The sequence below is a fragment of the Streptomyces sp. NRRL F-5755 genome (assembly GCF_001279365.1).
GTDB lineage: Bacteria > Actinomycetota > Actinomycetes > Streptomycetales > Streptomycetaceae > Streptomyces > Streptomyces rimosus.
The window spans coordinates 1-22,786 of record NZ_LGCW01000037.1; the positions used below are offsets into that span (position 1 = coordinate 1).

Annotated in this window: 1 protein-coding gene and 1 pseudogene; both read right to left on the minus strand. The window is 73.7% G+C overall.

The genetic code is table 11. The features are described 5' to 3' along the window. Positions 1–2,763: pseudogene (locus ADK86_RS06830) on the minus strand (amino acid adenylation domain-containing protein); the annotation flags it as partial. 672 nt (positions 2,764–3,435) lie between these two features. Then, positions 3,436–22,786 (minus strand): non-ribosomal peptide synthetase (locus tag ADK86_RS06835; protein WP_053695773.1); only part of this gene is annotated, 19,351 nt, incomplete at its 5' end.

A 22,786-nucleotide genomic window follows, 5' to 3' on the forward strand; every position in this document is an offset into this window, starting at 1 on the left:
GAACGGCGAGGCGACGAAGCGCTCCGCCGTCAGTCCGGGGCGGTTCGCGTAGCCACGGGCCAGGCCCGCGCCCGCCGCGTACAGTTCGCCGGCCACCCCTACCGGCACCGGCCGCAGCGCCGCATCCAGCACATATGCCTTGGTGTTGGTGACGGGGTGGCCGATCGGCGCGACGGTCCCATCCGTGGTCCCGCTCATCGAGACGCACACCGTGGACTCCGTGGGCCCGTACGCGTTGACGACCACGCGGCCGTCCACCGCCCACCGGGTGATCAGCTCCGGCGGCACCGCCTCCCCCGCCAGCGCCACCGCCCGCAGCTCCGGCAGCCCGGACTCGGCCCCGGCCGGAAGCGCCCCCAGCACCGACGGCGGCAGCGTCACATGCGTCACGCGCTGGTCGGCCAGCACCGTCTGCAACGCCTCGCCGACCAGCCGCCCTTCCTCCGGCACCACCAGCGTGGCGCCCGACGAGAACGCCATCACCAGCTCCCACCACGCCGCGTCGAAGCTGGGCGAGGCGAACTGGAGAATCCGGCTGTCCGCCGTCACTCCGAAGCGTTCGATCTGCGCGTGTGCCAGGCTCGCCGCGCCCCGGTGCGGGACGACGACCCCCTTGGGCAGACCGGTGGAGCCGGACGTGTAGATCACATACGCCGGGTGGTCCGGCTCGACCGGCACGCCCGGATCGGTGTCCGGGAAACCGGACAGGTCCTGCCGCAGCGCCCCCTCGTCCAGGGTGAGAACGGGCGCGGCGTCGGCCAGCATGTAATCGCGGCGCTCCTGCGGGTACTCCGGGTCCACCGGTATGTACGCGCCACCGGCCTTGTGGACGGCGAGGACCGCGACCACCATCTCGACCGAACGCGGCAGCAGTACCCCGACCAGCTTCTCCGGGCCGACGCCCTGAGTCCGCAGCCAGTGCGCCAGGCGGTTCGCCCGTGCGTCCAGCTCCGCGTAGGTGACCGTCCGGTCCCCTGCCGCGAGGGCCGGTGCGTCCGGAGTGCGGCGGGCGTGGGCCGTGAACTCCTCGGCCAGCGTCACGGCGGGTACCTCGGCCGGGGTGCCGCTCCAGCCGGTCAGCAGCATCTCGCGCTCGTCGCCGGACAGCAGCTCCACCTGCCCGAGGCGCAGCGACGGGTCGGCCGTCACCTGCTCCAGCAGCCGTACCCAGCGGTTCAGCAGCGCCTCGACCGTCGCGCGGTTGAACAGTTCCGTGGCGTACTCGACGACCGTCTCGATGCCCGAGGTGCCGTGCACGTCCTCGTGCCGTTCGAACATCTCGACGAGCATGTCGAACCGGGAGGTCGCCGTGGAGACGAACTCGCTGCGCACGTCGAGGTCGGGCAGCCGGAAGGACTCCTCCGGGGTGTTCTGGAGGACCATCGCCACCTGGAACAGGGGGTGGTGGGAGCCCGAGCGGTGCGGGTTGAGCAGTTCCACCAGGTGCTCGAACGGCACGTCCTGGTGCTCGTACGCGGCGAGGCTGGTGTCGCGGACCCGGCCGAGCAGTTCCTCGAAGGTGGGATCGCCGGAGGTGTCCGTGCGCAGCACGAAGGTGTTCACGAAGAGGCCGACGAGGTCTTCGAGGGCCTCGTCCGCGCGGCCGGCGACGCCGTTGCCGAGGGGGATGTCGGTGCCGGCTCCGAGCCGGGTGAGCAGGGCCGCCATACCGGCCTGGAGCACCATGAAGACGGTGGTGTTCGACTGCCGGGCCAGGGCGACGAGGCGCTGGTGCAGCGGGCCGTCGAGGGTAAATTCCAGGTGGGCGCCGTCGTAGGAGGCCACCGCGGGGCGCGGGCGGTCGGTGGGGAAGCTCACCAGGTCGGGCAGGTCGGCCAACTGCGCACGCCAGTAGGCGACCTGGCGGCTGACGATGCTGTCCGGGTCGGATTCGTCGCCGAGCAGTTCGCGCTGCCACAGGGTGTAGTCGGCGTACTGGACGGGCAGTTCGGACCACTGCGGCGCGGCGCCGTCCGCGCGGGCGGTGTAGGCAGCCAGGACGTCCCGGGCGAGGGGGGCCAGGGACCAGCCGTCGCCCGCGATGTGGTGCAGCAGCAGTTGCAGCACGCTCTCGTCGTCGGACAGCTCGAAGAGCCAGGCGCGTACCGGGATCTCGGTGGCGAGGCCGAAGCCGTACCGGGCCGACTCGTCGAGCGCCGCGGGGAGTTCGGCCACGGAGACCCGCCGGTGTTCCCAGGCCAGGTCGGCGTCGGCGGCGTCCAGGACGACCTGCCGCGGCTCGCCGTCCACCTCGGGGAAGACCGTGCGCAGCGTCTCGTGGCGGGCCGTCACGTCCCGCAGGGCCGCGTGCAGGGCCTCCGCGTCCACCTTGCCCTTCAGGCGCAGCGTCAGCGGCATGTTGTACGTCGCCGACGGCCCCTCCAGCTTGTGCAGGAACCACAGGCGGCGCTGCGCGAACGACAGGGGCAGCCGTTCGGGGCGTGTCATCGGGGCCAGCGCGGCACGCCGGTCGCCGTCGCCGGCCTCCGTGCCGAGGCGCCGGGCCAGCGCGGCGGGGGTCGGGTGCTCGAACACGTCCTTGATCGGGGGTTCGGCGCCCAGTACGCCGCGGATGCGGACCAGCAGCCGGATCGCGGACAGCGAGTGGCCGCCGAGCGCGAAGAAGTCGTCGTGCGGGCCGACGTGGGGCACACCCAGCACCTCGGCGAAGAGTGCGCACAGCGTGTCCTCGCGCGACCCGGCCGGTCCGCCGGCCGCTCCGGGAGCGGTCGGGTCCGGTGTCGACGATGGCGTGGCGTCCAACTTCTCGCTCGCTTTCCTGGCGGTTCATGTCCGTGCGGCGGCCGGGCGGCCGGGTACGGCGGCGCGGCCCGCGGCGGGCAGGGTCGATCGGTGGTCGGTGGGGCGGGAACCGTCATGCGGGCGGCATGGCCGGGCGGGCGGCCGGGCAGGGCGCCGCGGAACACCGGTTCATACGTTCGGGTACGGATACGGAACAGCCCGTACGGCGATGGGAGACACGCGAGACGCCGGGTGGGCTCGCGGGGGGAAACGCCGGGCCAGCGCCCTCGGGAGACGCGCGAATGCCCGGCCGACGTCAGCCGGAGCGGTTCGGCGAACGCGGCGCCGTACTGGATTCCCACTGTGCGGGAGCCGTTGGACGCGGCCCTCTCCGCTTGACTCGTGCCATATCGCAATCCCCCGTAGACATGCACACTGCCTGTTTCCGATCCGGCCGGCCGACGCCTGACCGGATCTCATGTGAGTCAACCAGCCGCCCGGGGCGGCGTCAAGGTCGTTCATCTCCGCATCCGGTCAAATCCCGGACAACGCCCGGGCGTCGGGCAGGCGGCTTTTCCGCGGGCACGGACAATGGCGTCCGCGCCGCGCCGATAACCGCGGTAACGGCCGGCGCAGTGCAGACGTCCGGGCCCTTGCCGCTTCCTGGCGGCAGGGCGGTTCGCCGTTGTCAGTTCACTCGGCCGCCCCTTCCCGGAAGACGGCCCGCAGCTTCTCGGAGACGATGGCTCCGATCAGTTCCAGCGGTCCGGGATTCAACATGTGAGTGTGCTTGCAGGGAATCTCCCGGAATTCGACGTCCCCGGTGAAATACGGGTCCCACATGCCCGGCAGGAGCTGGTGCGCGGTCTCTTCGGAGGCGGCCAGGACGAGCGCCGGCGCGGATACGGGGCGGTGTGTCACGTCCAGCCCGATGCGCGCGTTGTTGATCGTGACCTCGGTCATCGCCCGGACCTCGGCCTCGGAGAGACCGGCCAGCGCGGTGTTCTTGGTGCGCAGCAGGTCCACGGTGCTTTCGTGGGTGAGCCGCGCCGCCTCGTCGTCGTCGAGTTCGATGTCGAAGAGGCCCAGCATGGCGCGGTACACATCGGCCGTCCTGACCTTCGCGAGGGACTCCTCCACCTCCTCGCGGGTGACCGTGCCGACCGGGTGGCAGTCGAGCAGGGTGAGCAGCGCGACGCGCTTGCCGCGCCGCTCCAGCAGGTCCGCCATCCGGTGCGCGACGATTCCGCCGAACGACCAGCCGAGAAGGTGGTACGGCCCGTCCGGCTGCGTCTCCATGATGCGGTCGACGTAGTGTTCGGCCATTTCCTCGACGGAATCGGGGAGGTTTCCCGAACCGTCCAGACCGGCCGCTTGTACGGCGTATACGGGCACGTCCGGGTCGAGATGCCCGAGCAGTCCCGAATACGACCAGCCGAGTCCGCTGCCGGCGTGCACGCAGAAAACCGGCGGCTTGCTGCCGTGCGTGCGCAGCGGCAACAGGACATCAAGCGCGCCGTCCTCGGTGTCCGCGTCCAGGCGCCGGGCCAGCCCGGCCACGGTCGGTGTTTCCAGAATGGCCTTCACCGGGAATTCCACACCCAGTACGGCATGGATTCTGACGAGCAGCCGGACCGCCGAGAGGGAATGCCCGCCGAGTTCGAAGAAGTTGTCGTCCACGTTCACTTGCGGGACGCCGAGGATTTCCGCGAAGAGGCCGCACAGCAGTTCTTCCCTGGGGGTGCGCGGCGGGCGCCCGGAACCGTCCGGCTCCCGCTGCGGCAGCGGCAGCGCCGGCCGGTCGAGAGTGCCGTGGGCGGTCAGCGGCAGCCGGTCGAGCAGCACCACGGCGGCCGGGACGAGGTGTTCCGACAGCCGCTCGGCGAGGTAGGCGTGGAGTGCGGCGGGGCCGGGTGCGCCGCCGGCGCGTGCCGGTACCGCGTACGCCGTCAAGGTCTCCTCCCCCGCGCCGTCCTCGCGCACGGCCACCGCGGCCGCGACGACATCCGGGTGGGAGGTCAACACGTCCTCGACGGCGCGCGGTTCGAGCCGCAGGCCGCGCAGGACGGCGTGCTCCCCCGCCGGGACGACGGGCTCCAGGAAGGGCCGCCCGTCCGCGCCGTCGCGGTGCCGGACCAGGTCGCCCGTGCGGTACATCCACGCGCCCGGCCGGAACGGGTCGGGCACCAGCCGCTCCCCGGTGAGCACGGCCGCGCCCGCGTAGGCCGCGTGCCGCTGCGGGACATGGACGTACAGCTCGCCCGGCACGCCCGGCGGCACCGGCCGCAGCCCGGCGTCGAGGACGTACACCCCGGGGCCGGCCGACGGGTCGCCGAGGACGGGTGCCGCCGCGTCGGCCACCCGGAGGGGCAGCGTCGCCGCGGCGCACCCGCAGGGGCGGTGCACGACGTACGCCCGGGTGGCCGGCAGGTGCCGCAGCCGGTGCCACAGTGCTGTGCCGGCGGGCTCGCCGGACAGCACCAGCCCGACGGGGGCGGAGCCGTCGCCGTCCGGGGCGCAGAGACCCGCGTCCAGCAGCTGTTCGGTCTGCCGCGGGGTGGTGGCGGCCAGGTGGACGCCGGCCGCGCGGAGCTGCCCGGCGGCGTCCTCCGGGGCCGCCCCGGCCAGGCGGTCGCTCACGTACAGCTCGTGTCCGGCGAGGAGGGCCGCCAGCGCGTCCGGGGCTCCCGGAGCGGAGAACGGCACGGTCAGGGCGACGCGCAGCCGGTCCTGCCCGGCCGCGGTCACGGCCTCGGCGAACAGGTGCCGCCGATGGTGGGCGGCCAGTTCGCCGAGTGCCGCGTGCGGTACGGGGAGGTGGCCGGGGTGGTGCGCGGCGCACGCCGGGTGGTCCGGCAGCAACGGCGCCGTCCGCTCGGCATCGGTGAGGTCGGTGTCGGTGTCGGCCGCCTCCTCCTCGTACGCCGCGTCCAGCGGTACGACGGTCCGGCCGCCCGCTGCCGCGCCGTCGAAGCCCGCTCCGGCGACGACCAGCAGCGCTCCGGCCGCATCGAGGGCGGCCCGGTGGGCCCCGGGCTCCGCCGCGCCGTCGAGCGACAGGTACGCCGCGCCCGCCTTCAGGATGGCCAGCAGCGCGACGACCGCCTGCGCGGACGGCGGCGCCGCGAATGCCACCACCTGCCCGGGTCCGGCGCCGAGCCCGGCGAGCTGCCGGGCGAGCCGGTTGGCGCGGCCGTTGAGCTGCCCGTACGTCAGCGTGCCGTCGTCGGCGGCCACGGCAGGCGCCGCCGGTGTGGCGGCAGCCTGCCGCTCGAACAGCCGGACCACGGTTTCCGGCAGCGCGACGCTCTCCGGCCGCCGGTCCGCCAGCTCCGCCATGCGGCGGCGCTCACCGGCGGTCCGTACGTCGAGCCGGGAGACCTTCTGCCGCGGGTCGGCCACCACCGTGCCGACCAGTTCCACCAGCCGTTCCGCGAGGGCGGTGACCGTCGTGCGGTCGAACAGCTCGGTGGCGTAGCGCAGGGTGCCCACGACACCGCCGGGCGTGCCGTCGTCCGCGATCCGCTCGTTGAAGGTGAAGTCCAGGTCGAACTTGGCCGCTCCGGCTTCCAGTTCGACCGCTTCGACGTCCAGTCCGGGCAGGCCGGGTCCGTCGGCGCCGTGCACCCCGAAGTCGACCATGACCTGGAAGAGCGGGTGCCGGGCCGTCGAACGGTACGGGTTGATGATCTCCACCAGCCGCTCGAACGGCAGGTCCTGATGGGCGTACGCCTCCAGTCCGGCCTGCCGTACCCGGTCGACCAGCTCGCCGAACGACGGGTCGCCGGACAGGTCGGCGCGGAGCACCAGCGTGTTGACGAAGAAGCCGACCAGGTCGTCCAGCGTCTCGTCGGTCCGTCCGGCGACCGGGGTGCCGAGCACGATGTCCGTACCGGCGCCGTGCTTGGCCAGCAGCGCCGCCACGGCCGCCTGGATCACCATCGCCGGGCTCGCGCCGGAGGCGGTGGCCAGCGACGCCAGGGCGCGGTGGGTGCGGACCGGCAGTTCGAAGGTGACGGCGCCGCCCGCGTAGCTCGGCTCGGCCGGGCGCGGCCGGTCGGCGGGCAGGGCCAGTTCCTCCGGGGCGCCGTCCAGCAGCTTGCGCCAGTAGGCGATCTGCCGGGAGATCGCGCTGTCCGGGTCGTCCTCGTCGCCGAGCGCGTCCCGCTGCCACAGCGCGTAGTCGATGTACTGCACCGGCAGCGTGGGCCAGCGGGGCGTGCCGCCCTCGCGGCGCGCCGTGTAGGCGGCAGCCAGGTCGCGGATCAAGCGGCCCGCCGACCAGGCGTCACCCGCGATGTGGTGCAGCAGGATCAGCAGGACGTGGCTGGGGCCGCCGTCGGCATCGATCTCCTCGAACAGCTCGGCGCGTACGGGGGCCTCGGCGGCCAGGTCGAACGGGTGGGCCGCCGCATCCCGCAGCGCGCCGGCCAGCCCGTCCGCCGTGACGGGGCGCACCCGCCAGCCGAAGTCCACCGCCGCGGCCTCCAGGACCGCCTGCCGCGGCTCGCCATCGGCCTCGGGGAAGACGGTGCGCAGCGACTCGTGCCGGGCGATCACGTCGTGCAGGGCGCCGCGCAGCGCCTCGTGGTCCACGGTGCCCTTCAGGCGCAGCGCCAGCGGCATGTTGTACGTCGCCGACGGGCCTTCCAGCTTGTGCAGGAACCACAGGCGGCGCTGCGCGAACGACAGCGGTACGGCGTCGGGGCGCGGCCCGGCCACCGGTGCCGTACGGGCCCGGCCGCCCGCGTCCAGCCGGCCGGCCAGCCCGGCCACGGTGGGCGCCTCGAACACGGCGGCGATCGGCACCTCGGCGCCCAGCGTCCGGCGGATACGGCTGACCAGGCGGGTGGCGAGCAGCGAGTGGCCGCCCAGCTCGAAGAAGCTGTCGTCGATGCCGACCCGCTCCAGTCCGAGCACCTCGGCGAACAGCCCGCACAGGGCTTCCTCGCGGGGCGTGCGGGGTGCCCGGCCGGCGCTGAGCAGCCCGTAGTCGGGCGCGGGCAGGGCCTTGCGGTCCAGCTTGCCGATCGGGGAGAGCGGCAGCCGGTCCAGCACCACGAACGCGGACGGGATCATGTACTCCGGCAGCCACCGGCTCAGCGCGGCCCGCAGTTCGCGGCTGAGTTCGGCGGTCCGGTCCGGGCGGGCCGGGCTGTTGGCGTATTCGGCCGGTGCCCGGTCGCCGGGCGTGCCGCGGTAGGCCGCGACGAGGGTGCCGGGCTCCTCGGCTCCGGGCAGGATGACGGCGTCGAAGCGGTCGTCGTGCCGGGCCGACCAGGTCGTGACGGCGTGGAAGCCGAGCCGTTCGGCGTACTGGTGCACCGCCTCCGGGTCGGTTCCGGCGCCCGGCCCGGTGCCGCCGTCGATGCGGCGCAGTACGGCCGCGTCGTCGGCCAGGCGTTCGTTGGGCACGTCGGTCAGGCGCAGTCCGCCGGGGTGTTCGCGCAGCGGCCCGGCCAGGCCGTCCAGGCCGGCACCCGCCTGCTGCCAGGTGACGACGGGCAGGTCGGCCACCGGGGCGGGCGCGGCCGGGGCCCGGGTGATGACCACGTCGTAGCGGTAGCGGGACAGTTCGTTGTGGGAGCCGCCGCGCTTGAGGCGGATGTCGACGCCGCCGGCGTCCGGGAGTCCGGCGGCCAGGGTGGTGAAGAAGTCGGGCGCGAGGAGCAGTTCCTCCTCGGCCGCGGTGCGCTGGTCGGTCTGCACGCGCAGGGCCGTGCTGTCGGCGTCGGCGCCGAGGAATCGTGCGGCGACCCCGGCCTGGAGGGTGCGCAGCAGGCGTGCGTTGCGGATGTCGCCGAGGAAGAGCGAGCCGCCCGGGACGAGCAGGGCCAGGGCCTTGGTGATGACATCGGTCAGGTAGCGGGCGTCGGGGAAGTACTGGGCGACGGAGTTGACGACGACGGTGTCGAAGAACCCTTCGGGCAGCCCGGTCGTGTCGTCGGCGGGCTGGGCCCGCAGTTCGACGCGGCCGCGCAGGTCGTCGCGTTCCGCCACCCGTTCGCGCAGGGTTTCCACGGCGGCGGCGGAGAAGTCGGTGCCCCAGTAGGCCGCGCAGTGCGGGGCGACCCGGGACAGGATCAGGCCGTTGCCGACGCCCAGTTCGAGGACGTTGCGGGGCGCGAGGCGCCGGATGCCCTCGACGGCGGCGGCCCGCCATGCGTGCATCTCGGTGAGCGGGATGGGCGAGCCGTCGTAGCTGCTCGTCCAGATGCCGAAGTCCTCCCAGAATCCGCCGCTGCCGGCCTGGCCGCGGTAGACCTCCTCGTACACCTCCTGCCAGGCGGCGACCCGGCGGCCGTCCTCGCCGTCCGCCGCGCCGTCCCGGTCGGGGACGACGTAGCCGACCAGGCGCGGGGCGCCGTGGTCCTCGCGTACCTGCACGGTGGCGGCGGCGATGCCGTCCTGGCGGATGAGGGCGGCCTCGATCTCGCCCGGTTCGATGCGGAAGCCGCGGACCTTGACCTGGTCGTCGGCGCGGCCCACGAACTCCAGGCCGTGCTGTGCGCGCCACTTGACGAGGTCACCGGTGCGGTACATCCGCGCGCCGGGGGCGCCGTACGGGTTCGCGACGAAGCGTTCGGCGCTCAGCCCGGGGCGGCCCAGGTACCCGCGGGCCAGGAAGGGCCCGGCCACGTACAGCTCGCCGACGACGCCGTCCGGCACCGGCCGCAGCCGGTCGTCCAGGACGTACACCTGGGCGCCGGGCAGCGGTGTGCCGATCATCGGCGGCCGTTCCGGGCCGGTGACCTCGCCGGTGGTGACCCAGACGGTGGCCTCCGTCGGGCCGTAGAGGTTGACGGCGCCGCCGCCCCGGGCGTGCAGCCGCTCGGCCAGGGCGGCGGGCAGCGCCTCGCCGCCGACCAGCAGCCGTACGCCCGAGAGGTCGCCCGCGCCCTCGTCCGGCCCGTCGCCGGAGCCGCCCAGCATCGACCGGTAGACCGACGGGGTGGCCTGGAAGAGGGTCGCGCCGCTCTCCGCGACCAGGCGCCGCAGGGCGAGCGGGTCCTTGGCCGTCTCCGAGGAGGCGAGCACCACGCTCGCGCCGGACAGCAGCGGGGCGTGGATCTCCACGGCGGCGATGTCGAAGGTGATCGTGGTGGCGGCCACCATGCGGTCGTCCGGCGTCATCGGTACGCGGGTCAGCAGCGCGTCCAGGAAGTGCGCGAGGCTCGCGTAGGAGATCACCACGCCCTTGGGGCGGCCGGTGGAGCCGGAGGTGTAGATGACGTACGCGGCGTCCGCCGGGTGGACGGGGGTGCCGCGTTCGGCGTCGGTGACGTCGCCGTCCCGGAAGGCGGCGAGCCGTTCCTCGGTCGCCGGGTCGCCGAGCAGGACGCACGCCTCGGGCAGCGGTCCGGGCAGCGCGCCGTGCAGCGCCGGGGTGGTGAGCACGGCGGCCGGTGCCGCGTCCTTCAGGACGTATGCGAGCCGGTCGGCCGGGTTGGCCGGGTCGAGCGGCAGGTAGGCAGCGCCGGTCTTCATGACGGCCAGCAGGGCGGCCACGAGGTCGGCCGTACGGGGCAGCGCCAGCGCGACCACGCTCTCCCGGCCGACACCACTGTCCAGCAGGAGGCGGGCGAGGCGGTTGGCGCGGCGGTCGAGGTCCGCGTAGTCCGTCTCGTCGTCGCCCGCGCGGACGGCGAGGGCGCCGGGGGCGCGGGCCGCCTGCTGTGCGAACCGCTCGTGCGGCAGCGCGGCGGGCTTACGGTCCCCGGTCGCGTTGCGGGTGCGGAGCAGTTCGGTGCGCTCCTCGTCGGACAGCAGCGGGGCGTCGGCGAGGCGGACGGACGGGTCGTGCACGACCGCGCGCAGGAAGGTGACGTACCAGGCGGCGATCTTCTCGGCGGTGCTCCGGTCGAACAGTTCGGTGGCGTACTCCAGCGTGCCGCCGATGCCGTCCGGGCGGCCCGCCTCCGTCAGCGCCTCGCCCATGCTCAGGAACAGGTCGAACTTGGAGTTGTCGCTGTCCAGCGGGTACGGCTCGGCCTCGGCGCCGGCCATGGTCAGGGTCGGCGCCTCGGTGTTCTGGAGCGCGAACATGACCTGGAACAGCGCGTTGCCGGACCGCGACCGCACCGGGTTGACCGCTTCGACCAGGTACTCGAACGGCAGGTCCTGGTGGGCGTAGGCGGCCAGCGAGCGGTCCCGGGCGCGGGCGAGCAGGTCGTCGAAACGGGGGTCGCCGGAGGTGTCCGTACGGAGCACCAGCGTGTTGACGAAGAAGCCCACCAGGTCGGTCAGCGCCTCGTCCGTGCGGCCCGCGATCGGCACGCCGACCGGGATGTCGTGGCCCGCGCCGAGCCGGGACAGCAGCGCCGCGAAGCCGGTCTGGAGGACCATGAACAGCGTGGTGCGGGTGTCGGCGGCGAGCCGCCGCAGTCCGGCGTGGAGTTCCGCGTCCAGGGTGAAGTGCAGCAGATCGCCCCGGTAGTCGGCGACCGCGGGCCGCGGCCGGTCGGTGGGCAGTTCCAGCTGGGCCGGGATGCCGTCGAGCGCGTCCTTCCAGTAGGCGAGCTGGCGGGCGGCCAGGCTGTCCGGCTCGTCGGCCCGGCCGAGGAGTTCCTGCTGCCAGATCGCGTAGTCCGCGTACTGGACGGGCAGCGGGTCCCAGTCGGGGGCCGTGCCCGCGAGGCGGGCCTCGTAGGCGGTCCTGAGGTCGCGCATCAGCGGGGCGCGGGAGGCGCCGTCGCCGATGATGTGGTGCATCACGAGGACCAGCACCGGCGCGCCGCCGTCCGGCTGCTCGAACAACCGGGCGCGTACGGGCGGTTCGCCGGCCAGCCCGAAGCGGTGGCCGGCCGCGTCCTGCACGGCCCGGTGCAGCCGCTCCGCGGCCACCTCCTCGGTCCGCAGGTCCAGTACGGCGTCGGCCGGGTCGAGCACCACCTGCCGCGGTTCGCCGTCCACGTCGGAGAAGACGGTGCGCAGCGACTCGTGCCGGGCGACCAGGTCGTTCAGCGCCTCCTGGAGCGCCTGCCGGTCCACGGCGCCGGTCAGCCGGAGCGCCAGCGGCCAGTTGTAGGCCGCGGACGGGCCCTCCAACTGGTGCAGGAACCACAGGCGGCGCTGCGCGAAGGACAGCGGAACGGCCTTGGGGCGGGGCATCGGCACGAGGGCCGTGCGCACCTGTCCCCCGGCCGCGTCCAGCCGGGCGGTCAGCCCCGCGACCGTCGGCGCCTCGAAGACCGCGCCGAGCGGCAGCTCGACACCGAGGACGGCGCGGACGCGGCCGACCAGGCGGGTGGCGAGCAGCGAGTGCCCGCCGAGGTCGAAGAAACTGTCGTCGATGGAGACCCGCTCCACGCCGAGCACGTCGGCGTACAGGCCGCACAGCAGCTCCTCGCGCGGGGTGCGCGGCGCGCGCCCGGCGCTGCGGGCGCCGAAGTCCGGTGCGGGCAGGGCGCGGTGGTCCAGCTTGCCGTTGGGTGTCAGCGGTACGGCGTCGAGGACGACCACGGCGGCCGGAACCATGTACTCGGGCAGCCGAGCGGCGGCGTGCGCGCGCAGCGCGTCGGTGTCCACGGCGGCCGGCCCGTCCGCGCGGTTCTCGGGCACCACGTAGCCGACGAGGCGGGTGTCGCCCGGCCCGGCGTCGCGGGCGGCGACGACGGCCTGCCGGACGTCCGGGTGGTCCAGCAGCGTCGAGGCGACCTCGCCGGGTTCGATGCGGAAGCCGCGGATCTTGAGCTGTTCGTCGGCCCGGCCCGCGTACTCCAGCTGGCCGTCGGGCCGCCAGCGCGCCAGGTCGCCGGTGCGGTACATCCGGACGCCCGGCTCGAACGGGCAGGCCACGAAGCGTTCGGCGGTCAGCCCGGGGCGGCCGAGATAGCCGCGGGCCAGCTGGGCGCCCGCGACGTACAGCTCGCCCGCCGTACCGGTCGGCACCGGCTCCAGGCGCTCGTCGAGGACGTAGGCCCGCATGTTCCAGAAGGGGCGGCCGATCGGCACCGGTCCGGCGGGCAGCTTCTGCTTGGGGCCGATGCGGAACTCGGTGCAGTTGACGGTCGTCTCGGTCGGCCCGTACGCGTTGACGACGGTGACCCGGCGGTGGCCGGCGCGCCACTGCGCGAGGGCCGCCGAGGTCAGCGCCTCACCGCCGAGGATCAGCATCTCCCCCGGCGACCAGCGCTTGGGCAGGTCGCCGAGCAGCGGCAGGTGCGACGGGGTGGCCTTCAGCAGCGCCACCGGCACCGCGTTGTCCTGCCCGGCCACCTCGTCCAGGCTGCCCAGGTAGACCCGGCCGCCGACGGTCAGCGTCGTGTAGAGGCCGGTGACGGTCAGGTCGAACGCGATCGAGGTGGGCACCAGGGTGGCGCCGCGGGCCGCCGGGTAGTGGTGGGCGGCCCAGTTGAGGTAGTTGACGACGGCGCGGTGTTCGGTCACCACGCCCTTGGGGGTGCCGGTGGAGCCGGAGGTGTAGATGACGTACGCCGGGTGTTCCATCTCGACGTCGGTCTCGGGGTCGTCGTCCGGGTAGCCGGACAGGTCCTGGCCGAGGGCGGCCTCATCCAGGACGAGCAGCGGCGCCGCGTCGGCGAGGACGAAGGCCCGCCGCTCCTGCGGATACTCGGGGTCGACCGGTACGTACGCGCCGCCCGCCTTCAGTACGGCCAGCAGCGCCACGACCAGGTCCACGGACCGCGGCAGCACGACCGCCACCCGCTCCTCCGGCGCCACGCCCTGCTCGATGAGCCGGTGCGCCAGCCGGTTGGCCCGCGCGTTCAGCTCCCCGTACGTCACGGACTCGGTGCCGCACACCACCGCGACCGCGTCCGGTGCGCGCCGTACCTGGATCTCGAACTGCTCGGCGAGGGTGAACTCGGGCACCTCCACCGCCGTGTCGTTCCAGGCGGTGAGCAGCTGCCCGCGCTCCTGCTCGCCGAGCAGGCGGACGCGGCCGAGCGGCAGTGACGGGTCGGCCGTCATCTGTGCCAGCAGCCGCTGGAAGCGTGCCAGGAGCCCTTCGACAGTGGCCCGGTCGAACAGGTCGGTGGCGTACTTCAGCGTGCCCGCGATGCCGGCCGGCGCGCCGTCGGCGCCGTGCCGCTCCAGCACGTTGAGGGACAGGTCCACCTTGGCGGTCTCGATGTCCACCGCCTCGCCGCTGACCTCCAGCCCCGGCAGGGCGAACCCGCCGGACGGGTCGTCCTGGAGGACCAGCATCACCTGGAAGAGCGGGTGGTGGGAGGTGGAGCGGCGCGGGTTGAGCAGTTCCACGAGGTGGTCGAAGGGCACGTCCTGGTGCGCGTAGGCGGCCAGGTTGGTGTCCCGTACCCGTTCGAGCAGTTCCCGGAAGCCGGGGTCGCCGGAGGTGTCCGTCCGCAGCACCAGCGTGTTGACGAAGAAGCCCACCAGATCGTTGAGCGCGTCGTCCATCCGGCCCGCGACCGGCGATCCCAGCGGAATGTCCGTCCCCGCGCCGAGCCGCGTCAGCAGCGCGGCCAGCGCCGCCTGCAAGCCCATGAAGACGGTGCCGCCGGAGGCGCGGGCCAGCTCCGCCAGCCGCGCGTGCGTCGCCGCGTCCAGCTCGAAGGGCACCGCGGCACCCGCGTACGAGGCCACCGCGGGGCGGGGGCGGTCGGCGGGCAGGCTGATCTGCTCGGGCAGCCCGGCCAGCGCCTCGCGCCAGTAGGCCACTTGCTGTCCGTACATGCTCTCCGGGTCGTCCTCGTCGCCGAGCAGCTCGCGCTGCCACAGCGTGTAGTCGATGTACTGCACCGGCAGCGGCTCCTGGTGCGGCGCCGTACCGCGCTTGCGTGCCTCGTACGCCGTCACCACGTCGCGGGCCAGCGGCCCCATGGACCAGCCGTCACCGGTGATGTGGTGCAGGAGCAGCAGCAGGACGCAGTCGTCCGGGCCCAGCTCGAACAGCCGGGCGCGGAAGGGCAGCTCGGCGGTCAGGTCGAAGGGGTACCGGGCCGCCTCGTCGAGGGCAGCGGGCAGCTCCGCCTCGGTGACCGTGCGGCGCTCCCAGCCGAAGTCGGCGTCGGCGGCGTCCAGCACCACCTGGTGCGGTTCGCCGTCGGTGACGCGGAAGACGGTGCGCAGCGCGTCGTGGCGGGCCACCGCGTCGTGCAGCGCCGCCCGCAGCGCCTCGTGGTCGACCGTGCCCTTCAGACGCAGCGGCAGCGGCATGTTGTACGTCGCCGACGGGCCTTCGAGCTGGTGCAGGAACCACAGGCGGCGCTGCGCGAAGGACAGCGGGACCAGGTCGGGGCGCGGCATCGGGCCCAGCGAGGTGCGGGTCGGGCCGCCGAGACCGAGCTGTTCGACCAGCCCGGCCACCGTCGGCGCCTCGAACAGCACCCGGAAGGGCAGTTCCACGTCCAGCTCGGCGCGCACCCGGCTGACGAGCCGGGTGGCGAGAAGCGAGTGCCCGCCCAGGTCGAAGAAGCTGTCGTCGAGGCCGACCCGGTCCACGTCCAGCACCTCGCGGAACAGACGGCACAGCGTCTCCTCCTGCGGAGTACGCGGGGCGCGCCCGTCGTCGGCCGCGGCACCGGCCGCGTAGTCCGGTACGGGCAGGGCCTTGCGGTCGAGCTTGTCGTTGGGTGTCAGCGGGAGCCGGTCCAGCAGCAGCACGGCGGCCGGGACGAGGTGTTCGGGCAGCCGCTCGGCCAGGTACGCGGTGAGGGCGGCGGGCTCGGGCGCGGCCGTGCCGTCCGGTACGGCGTAGGCGACGAGCCGCTGGTCGCCGGGGGTGTCCTCGCGGACGACGACGGCAGCCTGCCGTACCCCGTCGAAGCCGGTCAGCACGGACGCGATCTCGCCGGGCTCGACACGGAAGCCGCGGATCTTGACCTGTTCGTCGGCCCGGCCCATGAATTCGAGCTGGCCGTCGGCGCGCCACCGCGCCAGGTCGCCGGTCCGGTACATCCGCTCGCCGGACGCGAAGGGCGAGGCCACGAACCGCTCCGCCGTCAGGCCCGCGCGGCCCGCGTAGCCACGGGCCAGGCCCGCGCCCGCCGCGTACAGCTCACCGGTCACCCCCACCGGCACCGGGCGCAGGCCGGCGTCCAGCACGTACGTACGGGTGTTGGCGATCGGGTGCCCGATCGGCGCGGCCGTCGTGTCCATGGCCCCGCTCATCGAGACACAGACCGTGGACTCCGTCGGGCCGTACGCGTTGACGACCTCGCGGCCGCCCGCCGACCAGCGGGCGATCAGCTCCGGCGGCGCGGCCTCACCGGCCAGTACCACCGTCGTGAGCGCGTCCAGCGCCGTTTCGGCGCCCGCGGGGACCGCGCCCAGCACGGACGGCGGCAGCGTCAGGTGCGTCACCCGGTGACCGGCCAGCACCTCCTGGAGCGCCTCGCCGACCAACCGCCCGCCCTCGGGCACCACCAGCGTGGCACCGGCCCCGAACGCCATCACCAGTTCCCACCAGGCGGCGTCGAAGCTGGGCGAGGCGAACTGCAGGATCCGGCTGCCCGCCGTCACCCCGAGCCGCGCGGCCTGCGCGTACGCCAGGCTCGCCACGCCCCGGTGGGTGACCACGACGCCCTTGGGGCGCCCGGTGGAGCCGGAGGTGTAGATGACGTACGCGGGATTCTCCGGCGCGACGGCCACATCCGGGTCGGTGCCGGGGAAGGCGGACAGGCCCTGGCGCAGCGCCGCCTCGTCCAGGACGAGGACCGGAGCGGCGTCGGCAAGTATGAACTCCCGCCGCTCCCGCGGGTATTCGGGGTCGACGGGGACGTACGCGCCGCCCGCCTTGAGGACGGCGAGGATGGCTATCACCATCTCCACCGACCGCGGCAGCACCACACCCACCAGCTGCTCCGGACCCACGCCCTGCCCGGTCAGCCAGTGCGCCAGCCGGTTCGCCCGCGCGTCCAGTTCGCCGTACGACAGCGACTCGGTGCCGCAGACCACCGCGAGGGCGTCCGCGTCCCGGCGCGCGTGGCCGGCGAACAGCGCGGCGAGGGTGGCGGCCGGTACCTCGGCGGCCGTCCGGTTCCACCCGTCCACGATCCGAGCGCGCTCGTCACCGGTCAGCAGCTCGACCTGGCCGAGCCGCAGCGACGGGTCGGCGGTCACCTGCTCCAGCAGCCGCGTCCACCGGCCGAGCAGTCCTTCGACCGTCACCCGGTCGAACAGCTCGGTGGAGTACTGGACGGCGGAGACGACACCTTGCGGCGCGCCATCCGCACCGTGCCGCTCCACGACGTTCAGTTCGAGGTCGGCCTTGGAGATGCTGAGGTCGACGCCCTCGACGTCCACCTGGATGCCCGGCAGCGTGAAGCCGGCCTCCCCGGCGTTCTGGAGGCCGAGGATGACCTGGAAGAGCGGGTGGTGGGAGGTGGAACGCTCGGGGTTGAGGAGTTCCACCAGGTGCTCGAACGGCACATCCTGGTGGGCGTAGGCGGCCAGGTCGGTGTCCCGGACGCGGCCGAGCAATTCCTCGAAGCTGGGATCGCCCGAGGTGTCCGTACGGAGCACCAGCGTGTTGACGAAGAAGCCCACCAGATCGTCGAGCGCGTCGTCCATCCGCCCCGCGATCGGCGACCCCAGCGGAATGTCCGTCCCGGCCCCCAGGCGCGTCATCAGCGCCGCCATACCGGCCTGGAGCACCATGAACACCGTCGTGTTCGTCCGCCGGGCCAGCTCCACCAGCCGCCCGTGCAGCTCCGCGCCCAGCTCGAAGACGAGCGACGCGCCCTCGTAGGAGGCGACGGCCGGACGCGGCCGGTCGGCGGGGAAGGTCACCTGCTCCGGCAGGCCCGCCAGCTGCTCACGCCAGTAGTCCACCTGCCGCGCGTACACGCTGTCCGCGTCGGCCTCGTCGCCCAGCAGCTCCCGCTGCCACAGCGAGTAGTCCGCGTACTGCACCGGCAGTTCGGCCCACTGCGGGGCCGCGCCCTGGACGCGGGCGGTGTAGGCGGCTACCACGTCACGGGCCAGCGGGCCCATGGACCAGCCGTCCCCGGCGATGTGGTGCAGCAGGAGCAGCAGCACACAGTCCTGCGGCCCGGCGGCACCGGTCGTGCCGGTTTCGAAGAGCAGCGCGCGTACCGGGACGTCCGTGGCCAGCTCGAAGGCATAGCGTGCCGCCTTGTCGAGGGCGGCGGGCAGCTCGTCCTCCGTGACCGTGCGCCGCTCCCAGCCGAAGTCCGCCCCGTCCGGGTCCAGCACCCGCTGGTATGGCTCGCCGTCGTGCTCCGGGAAGACCGTACGCAGCGACTCGTGCCGCCCGACCACGTCACGCAGCGCCGCATGCAGTGCCTCCGCGTCCACCTCTCCCACGAGCCGCAGGGCCAACGGGATGTTGTAGGTCGCGGAGGGGCCCTCCAGCTTGTGCAGGAACCACAGGCGGCGCTGCGCGAACGACAGCGGCACCCGCTCGGGACGCGCCACCCGGGCCAGCGCCGTACGGGCCCGGCCGCCGGCCGCCGCCAGACGCGCGGCCAGCCCGGCCACCGTCGGCGCGCCGAACACGTCCTTGATCGGCAGCTCCGTCCCCAGAACGCTGCGGACGCGGCTGACCAGACGGGTGGCGAGCAGCGAGTGCCCGCCCAGATCGAAGAAACTGTCGTCGACACCGACCCGGTCCACGCCCAGCACCTCGGCGTAGAGCCCGCACAGGACCTCTTCCTGCGGGGTCCGCGGGGCGCGGCCGTCCGCACCGGCCGCGTACTCGGGTGCGGGCAGGGCCTTGCGGTCCAGCTTGCCGTTGGGCGTCAGCGGCAGCCGGTCCAGGACCATCACCGCCGACGGCACCATGTACTCCGGCAGCCGCTCCGCCAGGCCCGCGAGGAGGGCGGCAGGGCGTGCGGCCGCGCCGTGGCCGTCCTCGGGCACCACGTACGCGACGAGCCGCTGATCGCCCGGGGTGTCCTCAAGGACGACGACCGCCGCCTGCCGTACGCCCTCGGACCGGCCCAGGAGCGAGGCGATCTCGCCCGGCTCGATACGGAAGCCGCGCAGCTTGACCTGCTCGTCGGCGCGGCCCAGGTACTCCAGCTGCCCGTCGGCGCGCCACCGCGCCAGGTCGCCGGTGCGGTACATCCGTACGCCCGGCTCGAACGGCGAGGCCACGAAGCGCTCCGCCGTCAGCCCGGCCCGGCCCACGTAACCACGGGCCAGCCCCGCGCCGGAGACGTACAGCTCACCGGTCACGCCCACCGGCACCGGCCGCAGCGCCGCATCCAGCACATACGCACGGGTGTTGGTCACCGGACGGCCGATCGGCGCAACCAGTTCATCGGCCGAGTCGCCCATCGACACACAGACCGTGGACTCCGTCGGGCCGTACGCGTTGACGACCTCGCGCCCGTCCACCGCCCACCGGGCGATCAGCTCAGGCGGCACCGTTTCACCGGCCACCAGCACGGTCCGCAGCGCGGGCAGGCGCACCTCGGTGCCGGGCGGCAGGGCGCCCAGGACCGACGGCGGCAGCGTCGCATGGGTCACGCCGTGCTCTGTGAGCACGCTCGCGAGGGCTTCGCCGACCAGCCGGCCGCTCTCCGGTACCACGAGCGCGGCGCCCGAGGAGAACGTCATCACCAGTTCCGCCCAAGCGGCGTCGAAGCTGGGCGACGCGAACTGGAGCACCCGGCTGCCCGGGCCGACGCCCAGGGGACGGCCCTGCGCGTGGGCCAGGCTCGGCACGCCCCGGTGGGTGACCACGACGCCCTTGGGGCGCCCGGTGGAGCCGGAGGTGTAGATGACGTACGCCGGGTTCTCCGGCGCGACGGCCACGCCCGGGTCGGTGTCCGGGAAGCCCGACAGGTCCTGGCACAGCGCCGCCTCATCCAGGACGAGGACCGGAGCGGCGTCGGCCAGAATGAACTCGCGTCGCTCTTGCGGGTATTCGGGATCGACAGGTACATAGGCGCCGCCCGCCTTGAGGATGGCGAGGATGGCTATCACCATCTCCACCGACCGCGGCAGCACCACACCCACCAGCTGCTCCGGACCCACGCCCTGCCCGGTCAGCCAGTGCGCGAGGCGGTTCGCCCGCGCGTTCAGCTCCCCGTACGACAGGGTCAGGGCGTCGGACAGCACGGCAGGGGCCTGCGGGTCCCGCCGTACCTCGTCCTCGAACAGCCCGGCCAGCGTCTTCGCGGGCAGCTCGGTGCCGGTGGCGTTCCAGTCGGCCAGCAGGCGGGTGCGCTCCTCGGGTGTCAGCAGCTCCGCCCGGCCGATGGGCCGCACCGGGTCCGCGACGGCCTGTTCCAGCAGGCGTGTCCAGCGCGCCACGAAGCCCTCGACGGTGGTCCGGTCGTACAGCGCCGTGGCGTATTCGGCCAGCGCCTCGATCCCGGCCGGCTCGCCGGTCCCGCTGTACTGCTCGGCCACGTTGAAGACCAGGTCGGCCCTGGCCACGCTGAGGTCGACACCCTCCACCTCGACCTGAAGGCCGGGCAGTTGGAAGGCGGCTTCCTGGCCGTTCTGGAGGCCCAGGATGACCTGGAAGAGCGGGTGGTGGGAGGTGGAGCGCTCGGGATTGAGGAGCTCCACCAGGTGCTCGAACGGCACGTCCTGGTGGGCGTACGCGGCGAGGCTCGACTCCCGTACGCGGCCGAGCAGCTCCTCGAAGCTGGGATCGCCCGAGGTGTCCGTCCGCATCACCAGCGTGTTGACGAAGAAGCCCACCAGGTCGTCAAGGGCATCGTCCATCCGACCCGCGATGGGCGAACCGAGCGGAATGTCCGTCCCGGCCCCCAGACGCGTCATCAGCGCCGCCATACCGGCCTGGAGCACCATGAACACCGTCGTGTTCGTCCGCCGGGCCAGCTCCACCAGCCGCCCGTGCAGGTCGGCGTCGAGGGTGAAGGCCAGGTGGCCGCCCTCGTAGGAGGTGACGGCCGGGCGGGGGCGGTCGGCGGGGAACGTCACCTGGTCGGGAAGGCCCGCCAACTGCTCGCGCCAGTAGTCCACCTGCCGCGCGTAGACGCTGTCCGCGTCGGCCTCGTCGCCCAGCAGCTCACGCTGCCAGAGGGTGTAGTCCGCGTACTGCACCGGCAGCTCCGCCCACTGCGGGGCCTCGCCCCGGACGCGGGCGCCGTACGCCGCCATGACATCGCGGGCCAGCGGGCCCATCGACGAGCCGTCGCCCGCGATGTGGTGCAGCAGAAGCAGCAGCACACCGGTGTCGGCGTCGATGTCGTGCAGCCAGGCCCGGAGCGGGACCTCGGCGGCCAGGTCGAAGCCGTACCGGGCGGCTTCCTCAAGGGCGGTGGGCAGCTCGGCCTCGGTGACCGTGCGGCGCTCCCAGCCGAAGTCCGCCTCTTCCGGGTCCAGCACCAGCTGGTACGGCTCGCCGTCCCGGCTCTCCCGGAAGACGGTGCGCAGCGATTCGTGCCGCGCCACCACGTCCCGCAGCGCCGCCCGCAGGGCGTCCGCGTCGACGCCGCCCTTCAGGCGCAGCACCAGCGGCATGTTGTACGTTGCGGAGGGGCCCTCCAGCTTGTGCAGGAACCACAGGCGGCGCTGCGCGAACGACAGCGGCACCCGCTCGGGCCGCTCCCTGCGCACCAGCGCCGTACGGGTCTCTCCCCCGGCCGCCGCCAGCCGGCCGGCCAGCGCGGCCACCGTCGGCGCGCCGAACACGTCCTTGATCGGGATCTCCACGCCGAGGACGCTGCGGACGCGGCTGACCAGGCGGGTGGCGAGCAGCGAGTGCCCGCCCAGATCGAAGAAACTGTCGTCGACACCGACCCGGTCCACACCCAGCACCTCGGCGAACAGGGCGCACAGGGCGGCTTCCCGGTCGGTACGCGGCCTGCGGCCGCTCGTGGTGGCGGCGTACTCGGGCACCGGCAGGGCCTTGCGGTCCAGCTTGCCGTTGGGCGTCAAGGGCAACCGGTCCAGGACCATCACCGCCGACGGCACCATGTACTCCGGCAGCCGCTCGGCGAGACGCGCGCGGGCCGCCTTGACCACGGCACCGATGCCACGGGCGGCTACGGGGTTGTTCGTCCACGGGCCACCGCCGGCGGCAGGCAGGTACACGCCCGACAGGGCGGCGCCTTCCGCTCCGGCCGGGAGGAGCACCGCGTCGAACCGCGCCACCGACCGCGCCGACCAGGTGGGAACCACGTACAGACCGTGCTCCCGGCCGCGCGCGACCAGGTCTTCCGGGTCGACCGGGGCGCCGCCGCCGAAGTCCTCGGCGTCCAGGCCGTCCAAGGCCCGCTCAGCCGCCACCTCGGCGGCCAGCCGCGCACTGGGGATGCCGGTGACACGCAGCGGCGCGCCGTCGAATCCGGTCAGCACAGCGGTCAGATCCAGCCCGGCGGCCCATATCAGCTGACGTGCTGTGGACACGTCCACGACCTTTTCGGGCGCCTTGTGGAGGACGACCTCATAGCGGTGCCGGGTCAGCTCGTTGTGGTATGCGCCCGGCTTGAGCCGGATGTCCAGCGCGCCCACCCGCTCGTCCCGTTCCGCCAGCTCCGCGAAGAACTCCGGAGCGGTCACCAACTCCTTTTCCAGCAGCACCGCCCGGTCCACGACCGCACGCGCCGAGGCCCCCCGCCCGGCGTTGACCGCCGCGTGCAGCGCCCGCAGCGACCCCGCGTGCCGCACGTCACCGATCACCAGCCGGCCGCCGGGCGCGACGAGGGCGAGCAACTGGTCGACGACCTTGGCCAGGTACGCGTCGTCCGGGAAGTACTGGATCACCGAGTTGATCAGTACGGTGTCGAAGTGACCGGCGGGCAGCCCCGTCACGTCGTCGGCGGCCTGGCTCCGCAGCCGCACCCGGTCGCTCAGTCCCGCCTCTGCCACCTGCGCCGACAGCCGCTCGATGACCTCGGCCGACAGGTCCGTACCCCAGTACTCGTCCACGTCCCGGGCAAGGTGGGCCATCAGCAGACCCGCCCCCAGGCCGACCTCCAGCACCCGGCGGCCACCGAAGCCGCGCACCCGCTGCACGATGGCGTCCCGCCAGGCCCGCATCTCGCTCAGCGGGATCGGCTCACCAGTGTAGGAGCTGTCCCAGCCGGAGAAGTCCTCGCCGAAGGCGATGCCCTTCGTACCCGTCTCGGCGTACACCGAGTCGTAGATCTCCCGCCACTCCTCGACCTGCGCG